Genomic DNA, 6,715 nt, shown 5'->3' with positions numbered 1-6,715 from the left:
GCATCGATCACGGCCAGTCCCACCGCGGCGAGCACGAGGACCACGGCGTAGCCGACGCGCCCGGCGGCCAGGCGGCGGTCGCCGTCGAGCACCAGTGCCCGGTAGGCCAGCGCCGCGCCCTGGCTCAAACCCCGCTCCAGGCGCTGCGGCGCCTCAAACGAGGAGCGCTGGTAGTCCATCACCGCCTGAAACTCCGCGCTGTCGGCCTCGCGGAAGCGCGCGGCCATCGCGTGGTAATGCTGCGCAAACGTTCGCCAGGAGGCGACCATCGCCACCAGCCACGCTGCCGCGAGCAGGGCGCTGCCGATCCAGAAAGGCTCACTGAAGCGCTCCAGACGCAGCGGCTCACCGAGCAGCAACTTCCAGAAGAGCGCGGCGATGACCACCGCCGCCAGCCCCACCCCCGGCGCGTAGAGAAAGATCTGGCCGCTGCCCCCGTAGATGTCGCCCCCGAGCTTCACCCCGCCTCCGCCGGTGGGCGCGTCTTCGGGGATCAATTGCCGGCCGGCCAGCACCATCGCACACATCGAGAGCCCCGCGCCCAACCACAACGCCCCGAAGAGCATCGCGATCGACGTCAGCGCCGCCGCCGCGCCGCCGCTCCAGAAAAGCGGCACAAAGAGCAGGCTGGCTCCCGCCGCGCTCAAGCTCGCCTCAGTGAGCGTGGAGAGGGTGCGGTCCACAAAGAACGCCGAGGGCCGAATGGGCAGCGGTTGCAACGCCAGCGCATCGCTGCGCCGAAAGAGCAGCTCCATCACGCGGAAGTTGAGCACCGCCGCCAGCAGCGCGCTCAGCCAGAAGGCCGCCTCGAGCGCGTTCTGCCCGGGCGGAAGACGGCCGGCGTCAACACCCTGGCTGGTCGCCAGCGCCTCGGGAGGCGCCAGCAGATCGGGCGCAAGGAGATGGCCCGCGCCCAGGAGCGCGAGCACCCCCAGGGCGCTCATCAGCAGAGTGAGCGGGCGGTTGGAGGGGCGCGAAGCGGCGCGGTTTCGCCACTGCTGGCCCCGCAGCGCGAGCACGCGCCAGAGGTTGGCATTCACAATTCAATCAGCCTGAGCAAGTTCAACGTCGAGGGGCAATCTGGCGGGCCAACACCTTATTCGTTAGCATGGTCGGGTGATGGTGGCGCGGGAGGCTTCGGAACCTTCAGCGGGGCGGCGGCCGCGCTTTGATCGCCGCGCGAACCGTGATAGACGGGGCTGGGCGAGCCCTGGCGCTCCATCACGGAGCTGACCTCGCGGTGGATATTGCGAAGACGCATCTCCACCGTCGGCGCCAGCGGGCTGGCCGGGTAGCGTTTCAAGAACGCTTCGTAGCCCGAGAGCGCCTCACCGTAGTTTCCCCCGCGATAATGGACCTCGGCCGCCTCAAAGAGCTCGGTCTCGGTGGCCTCCGGCTCGGAGCAGGCCATCATCGCCAGCATACTGACCACCAGCAACGCTCCTAACCGTGCGCGCGCTCGGCGCGCTATCCCTGGAATACTCATGTCGGACTCCACACCCCTTGAACTGCCCGCCGGATTTGTCGCCCTGGTGGGTCAGCCCAACGTAGGCAAATCTACGCTGATGAACGCCGTGCTCGGTGTGAAGGTGGCGATTGCCACCTCCAAACCCCAGACCACGCGCAACCGCATCTTAGGGGTGCAGACCTTAAGTGGAAAGGGCCAGCTCTGCTTTGTGGACACCCCCGGCATCCACCAGGGCCCCAAGCGGCTCAACCGCGTGATGAACGAGGTCGCCCTGCAGAGCCTGCGCGAAGTGGACGTGGTCTGCCACATGGTCGACGCCGCCGCGCTCGCCGGCTGGCAGCGCCGCACCGGCCAGCAGGGGCTTCCGCCCGAGGAGCGCTACGTCATTGAGCGACTCTCTCAAGCCGAGGTTCCCGCGCTGCTCGTGCTCAACAAGATCGATCAGATCAAAGATAAGAACCTCCTGCTCCCGATGATCGACGCGCTCACCGAGCGTACCGATTACGCCGCCGTGGTGCCGCTCAGCGCGCTGACCGGCGAGCAGCTCGACGCGTTTGTGGAGACGGTGCTTGAGCATCTTCCCCACCAGGGGTTGCTCTTCCCCGAAGATATGCTCACCGACCAGGCCGAGCGTTTTCTGGCCGCGGAGTTTGTGCGCGAGCAGGTCATGCTGCAGACCCGCAAAGAGATCCCCTACAGCGTGGCGGTGGAGGTCGAGCATTTTAATGAAGATGAGCAACGCGACTTGCTCGAGATCTCGGCGGTGATTCATGTCGAGCGTGACAGCCAGAAGGGCATCATCATCGGGCAGGGCGGCCAGCGCATCAAAGCCATCGGCCAGGCCGCGCGCGCCGAGCTGGAGCGCTTCTTCGGCCGCCAGGTCTTTCTGGAGACCTTCGTGCGGGTCGAGCCCCAGTGGAGTGAGAAGTCGCGCCACCTGCACCGTTTTGGTTACGAATAATCAAGAACGCACCACCTCCGAAGTTCAACAGGGCCGCGCGAATTGCGCCGCCGCACCATGCAAGTGACGAAACTACCATGGCCTTTATGATCGCCATCGTCGGCCGCCCCAACGTGGGGAAGAGCCGCCTCTTTAACCGCCTGATCGAGTCGCAGACCGCGATTGTGCACGACTTTGAGGGCGTGACCCGTGACCGCCAGTACGGCGATGGGGAGTGGTTCGGCCGCCCCTTCACCGTGGTCGACACCGGGGGCTTTGTGCCGCGCTCCGAAGACCCGATGCTCCAGCAGATGCGCCATCAGGCGCAGCTCGCCGTCGATGAGGCCGACGCCATCATCTTCGTGGTCGACGGCCGCGCCGGATTGGCCGGGGCCGACCAGGAGATCTTTGAGCTGCTGCGGACCACCGACAAGCCGGTGTTTCTGGCGGTCAATAAGATCGACACCTGGACCGGTCAGGAGCAGTTTTTGGCGGACTTCTACCAGCTCGGTGTCCCGCTCTATTCGCTGAGCGCCGAGCACGGCATCGGCCTTGACCCGCTGATGGACGATGTCATGGAGGACGCCCCCAAAGGCGAAGTCCTCAAAGACGAGCCCTTCGCCCGCATCGCGGTGGTGGGTAAGCCGAACGCCGGCAAATCCAGCACGATCAACGCTTTGCTGGGCGAAAATCGTCTGCTCACCAGCGACGTGGCCGGGACCACCCGCGACTCCATCGACACGATGGTGCGCGTCGATGGCAAGGAGTACCTGGTCATCGACACTGCCGGGCTTCGCCGCAAACGCAGCATCAGCCAGCGCCTCGAAGAGTTCTCGGTGGTGCAGGCCATCCGCAGCATTGACCGCGCCGACGTGGCGCTGCTGGTGCTCGACGCCACCCAGCCCATCTCCACGCAGGATAAGAAGATCGCCTCGGTGGTGCAGAACCGCGGGCGCGGCTGCGTGATCCTCGTCAATAAGTGGGATCTGGTCGAGAAAGATACCAACACGGCCGGTGAGTATGTGAAGTCGCTGCGGCAGGAGCTGCAGTTTGTCGATTACGCGCCGGTGATCTTTGTCTCGGCGCTCACCGGGCAGCGCGTGCACAAGATCCTCGGTGCGGTCGACACGGTCTTTGAGCAGTACACCCGCCGCGTTCAGACCTCCGAGCTCAACCGATTCCTGGAAGGGGCCGTGGCCCGGCACTCGCCGCCGATGCACGGCAACCGCCGCGCGAAGTTTTTCTACATCTCGCAGGTCGCCACGCGCCCGCCGACCTTTATGTTTTCGGTCAACTACGTCGAGGCCGTGGCGCCCTCGTACCGAAAGTACCTGGAGAACCAGCTGCGCGAGGCCTACACCTTTGAGGGCGTGCCTTTGCGCACCGTGCTGCGTCCGCGCCAGCAACGCGATCGCGATTAAGTGACCTGACGCCAGGGGAGAGGAGCGGTGTCCAGAATCATCTGCTCAGAGTTCGAGCTCGTCGCGCCCATCGGGAAGGGGGGCATGGGGCAGGTGTGGGAGGGGCGCCACCTTGCCAGTCGGGTGGACGTCGCGGTGAAGATCCTTCATCCGGAGGTGGTCACCGACGATGAGTACCGCCGCACCTTTGAGGCGGAACTCCGCGCAGTCGCCGCGCTGGATCATCCTCACATCGTCACCCTGCTCGACTACGGGACGATCGAGGCGTCGACGGCGCGCCAGTCGGGGGGATCGCTCGTGGAAGGATGCCCCTATCTGGTGATGGAGTACGGGCGAGGTGGGGCGCTGATCGACCACTTGAGCCACATGGAGTGGCCCGAGCTCAAAGCGCTGCTTCTGCGGATGCTCGATGCGCTGGGGCACGCCCACGCGCGCGGGCTGATTCACCGCGACCTCAAACCTGAAAATGTCCTTGTGGGATGCGGCCCCGACTGGTCCTTGAAGTTAACCGACTTCGGGCTGGTGCATGTCGACTCGATCTTCGACGATGAAGGTAAAGTTGGCAAAGTCTGGGGCACCCCGCAGTACATGGCCCCCGAGCAGCTTCGCGGCTTCTGGCGCGACTACGGGCCCTGGACGGACCTCTACGGTCTGGGGTGCATGGCCTACGAGCTGGTCAGCGCGTGCTGGCCCTTTGCGGGTGGCGCCCCCTGGCAGATCGCTGCGAAGCATCTTAAGGATCCGGTGCCGCAGCTTCAGCCGCGTTTTGAGGTTCCCGAGGGGCTGCAGGCCTGGATTGAGACGATGATGGCCAAGCGCACCTGCGATCGCTTTCAACGCGCGGCGGATGCTGCCCGGGCGCTGGCCAACCTGACCTTGCCCGAGGAGCGTGAGGCCGACGGGCCGCTCTTTGCGCAAGACGTCAGCTGGTACGATCTCGACAGTGAGTTCGACGACGAGGAGCGGGCCGCGGAGACGACGATGATCGTGCCGCAGCTTCACGCCGGGGAGACGCGGCGCTCCTCCACAGCCTCGCTCAACTCCGGGGACTGGGGCGCGGCGATCGATGAGGCGCCGCGGTGTGCGGCACCGGAGGCGATCGGTCCACCGCTGCCGCTGAGCTGGCGTCGCGGGCACGACGCGTCCATCTCCAACGAGCTCATCGGGATCAGCCTGGGGCTCTTCGGGTTGCGGGCCATCCCGCTGGTGGATCGGGAAGAGGAACGCGACAAGCTCTGGGGGCTTCTGCACAGCGTGCACCACACACGCCGCGCGCAGATGGTGCTCATTGAGGGGGCGGCTGGCACCGGGAAGTCGCAGCTGGCGAGGTGGCTTTGCGAGCGGGCGGAAGAGGTCGGGGGGGCGGTGGCGCTGGAGGCCTGGCATAGCGCGGTACAGGCGCCGCGTGACGGTGTGGCGCCGATGCTCTCGCGTCACCTGGGCTGTGTGCACCTTCCGCTGGAAGATGCGCTGAGTCGGCTGGAGCGCCTCGGAGAGCCCCTCGGCGTGAACGACCCCCATATGCTCAAGGGGCTCGCGCAGATCGTGGCCGCGCCGGCCCGAGAGGAGCAGGGGCAACGTGCGACCTCGATGCGGATGTCCACCCAGGGCGATCGCTTCTCGGTGATGTACCATTACCTCAAGCGCCGCGCGGCCCGCCGCCCGGTAATCCTGTGGCTCGACGATGTCGCCTGGGGGCCGGAGGCCATTGAGCTCGCCGCGTACATCGCGCAGATGCAGGAGCGTGATCCCGCCGCGATCCTTATGGTGATGACGGCGCGCTCCGAGGCCCTTGAGGAACGTGAAGCGGAGCGTGATCGCCTCGCAGATCTCGAAGCCCAGGGCATGATGAGGCTGGTGCTGACGCCCCTGGCACGTGAGGACGGTGAGGCGCTGGTGCGCACGCTCTTGCGCCTTGATCACGGGCTCGCCGAGCATGTGCTCAAACGCGTGGACGGGGTCCCGCTCTTTGCCGTTCAGCTCGTCGCGGATTGGGTGGCGCGCGGCAAACTTGTGATGGGACGCGATGGTTTTGTGCTTCGGCCGGGGGCCGATGTCGCGATCCCCGACGACATCTACGCGCTCTGGGATGAACGGGTGCGGGCGTTTGCCGGCAGCTCCGATGACGTTGTGATGCAGCAGTTGGAGGTCGCCGCCACCCTCGGAGTTGTCGTGGAGCTTGAGGAGCTCCGGGCGATCTGCGAGCGCGCCGGTCTGCCCTCCCCGCAGGAGCTGGGGCCTCGCCTCATTGACGCGAGCCTGGCGCAACGCCACGACCAGGGCTGGCGTTTTGCCCACGGCCTACTTCAAGAAAGCCTGGAGCGCTCCGCGCGCGAGGCCGGCCGCTGGGCCCGTTGGAATCAGGCGGCCGCCGACGTCCTGGAGCAACGCTACGCGTTGAGCGCGTCCGGGGTCGCCGAACGCGTGGCCTGGCATTGGGTCGAAGGACGCTGCGCCGACCGCGCGCTCACACCCCTCCGCTTCGCGATCGCTCAGGCCATCCAACGCAGTGAGTATCTCCACGCCGAGGAGCTCATCGCCTGGCGCGAAGCCCTCGCCGAAGATCTGGAAGAGCGCACCGGCCAGCGCGCCGCGCTGCAATGCGCCGTCGATCGCGCCTGGCTGGCTGCGGCCCGCGCGAACTACGGGCTCTGCCGCACACTGGCCGAAGCCGCCCAGCGGCAGGCGGCCTCACTCGGCTTCAACGGCGTCGCCGCCGAGGCCGCAAGCTGGGCCGGTGTGGCCGCCCGACACGCCGGAGACCTCGAGCGCGCGCAACACCTCCTCAAGCAGGCCCGCAACGTCTTTAAAGCGCGCTCGGCCTCCCGCGACCTCGCCCGCGTCGAGTTGGAAGGCGGGCGCGTCGCCGAACTCAGCGGCGACCTC

5 protein-coding genes are annotated in these 6,715 nt (G+C 66.7%); 3 read left to right on the top strand and 2 right to left on the bottom strand.

Annotated features, from left to right (window positions below):
* Both FRC96_RS16225 and FRC96_RS16220 read right to left on the bottom strand, forming a co-directional pair.
* Nucleotides 1-1,040: hypothetical protein (locus tag FRC96_RS16225; protein ID WP_146975963.1), on the bottom strand; the 1,040-nt coding region annotated here is incomplete at its 3' end.
* 56 nt (nucleotides 1,041-1,096) lie between these two features.
* A complete protein-coding gene (locus tag FRC96_RS16220; protein ID WP_146975961.1) occupies nucleotides 1,097-1,432 on the bottom strand; it encodes a hypothetical protein in 336 nt (111 codons plus the stop codon).
* Between the two features lie 52 nt (nucleotides 1,433-1,484).
* On the opposite strand from FRC96_RS16220, the gene era reads away from it, so the two are divergent.
* From era to FRC96_RS16205, 3 genes are all read left to right on the top strand, one after another.
* Nucleotides 1,485-2,429, top strand: coding sequence for a GTPase Era (gene era / locus FRC96_RS16215; RefSeq protein ID WP_146975959.1), 945 nt, complete (start codon nucleotides 1,485-1,487; stop codon nucleotides 2,427-2,429).
* Nucleotides 2,430-2,506: 77 nt separating this feature from the next.
* Nucleotides 2,507-3,829, top strand: coding sequence for a ribosome biogenesis GTPase Der (der, locus tag FRC96_RS16210; RefSeq protein WP_146975958.1), 1,323 nt, complete (start codon nucleotides 2,507-2,509; stop codon nucleotides 3,827-3,829).
* Between the two features lie 27 nt (nucleotides 3,830-3,856).
* Nucleotides 3,857-6,715: serine/threonine-protein kinase (locus tag FRC96_RS16205; RefSeq protein ID WP_146975956.1), on the top strand; the 2,859-nt coding region annotated here is incomplete at its 3' end.

Source organism: Lujinxingia vulgaris (assembly GCF_007997005.1).
In the GTDB taxonomy this organism is placed as follows: domain Bacteria; phylum Myxococcota_A; class Bradymonadia; order Bradymonadales; family Bradymonadaceae; genus Lujinxingia.
The sequence above is the reverse complement of the archived record's forward strand: the minus strand, read 5'-3'. Positions and strand labels throughout refer to the sequence as shown.

What these genes read in the sequence shown, in the direction of transcription:
- era (WP_146975959.1), top strand. Translation starts at nt 1,485, where the DNA reads ATGTCGGACTCCACACCCCTTGAACTGCCCGCCGGATTTGTCGCCCTG.
- der (WP_146975958.1), top strand. Translation starts at nt 2,507, where the DNA reads ATGGCCTTTATGATCGCCATCGTCGGCCGCCCCAACGTGGGGAAGAGC.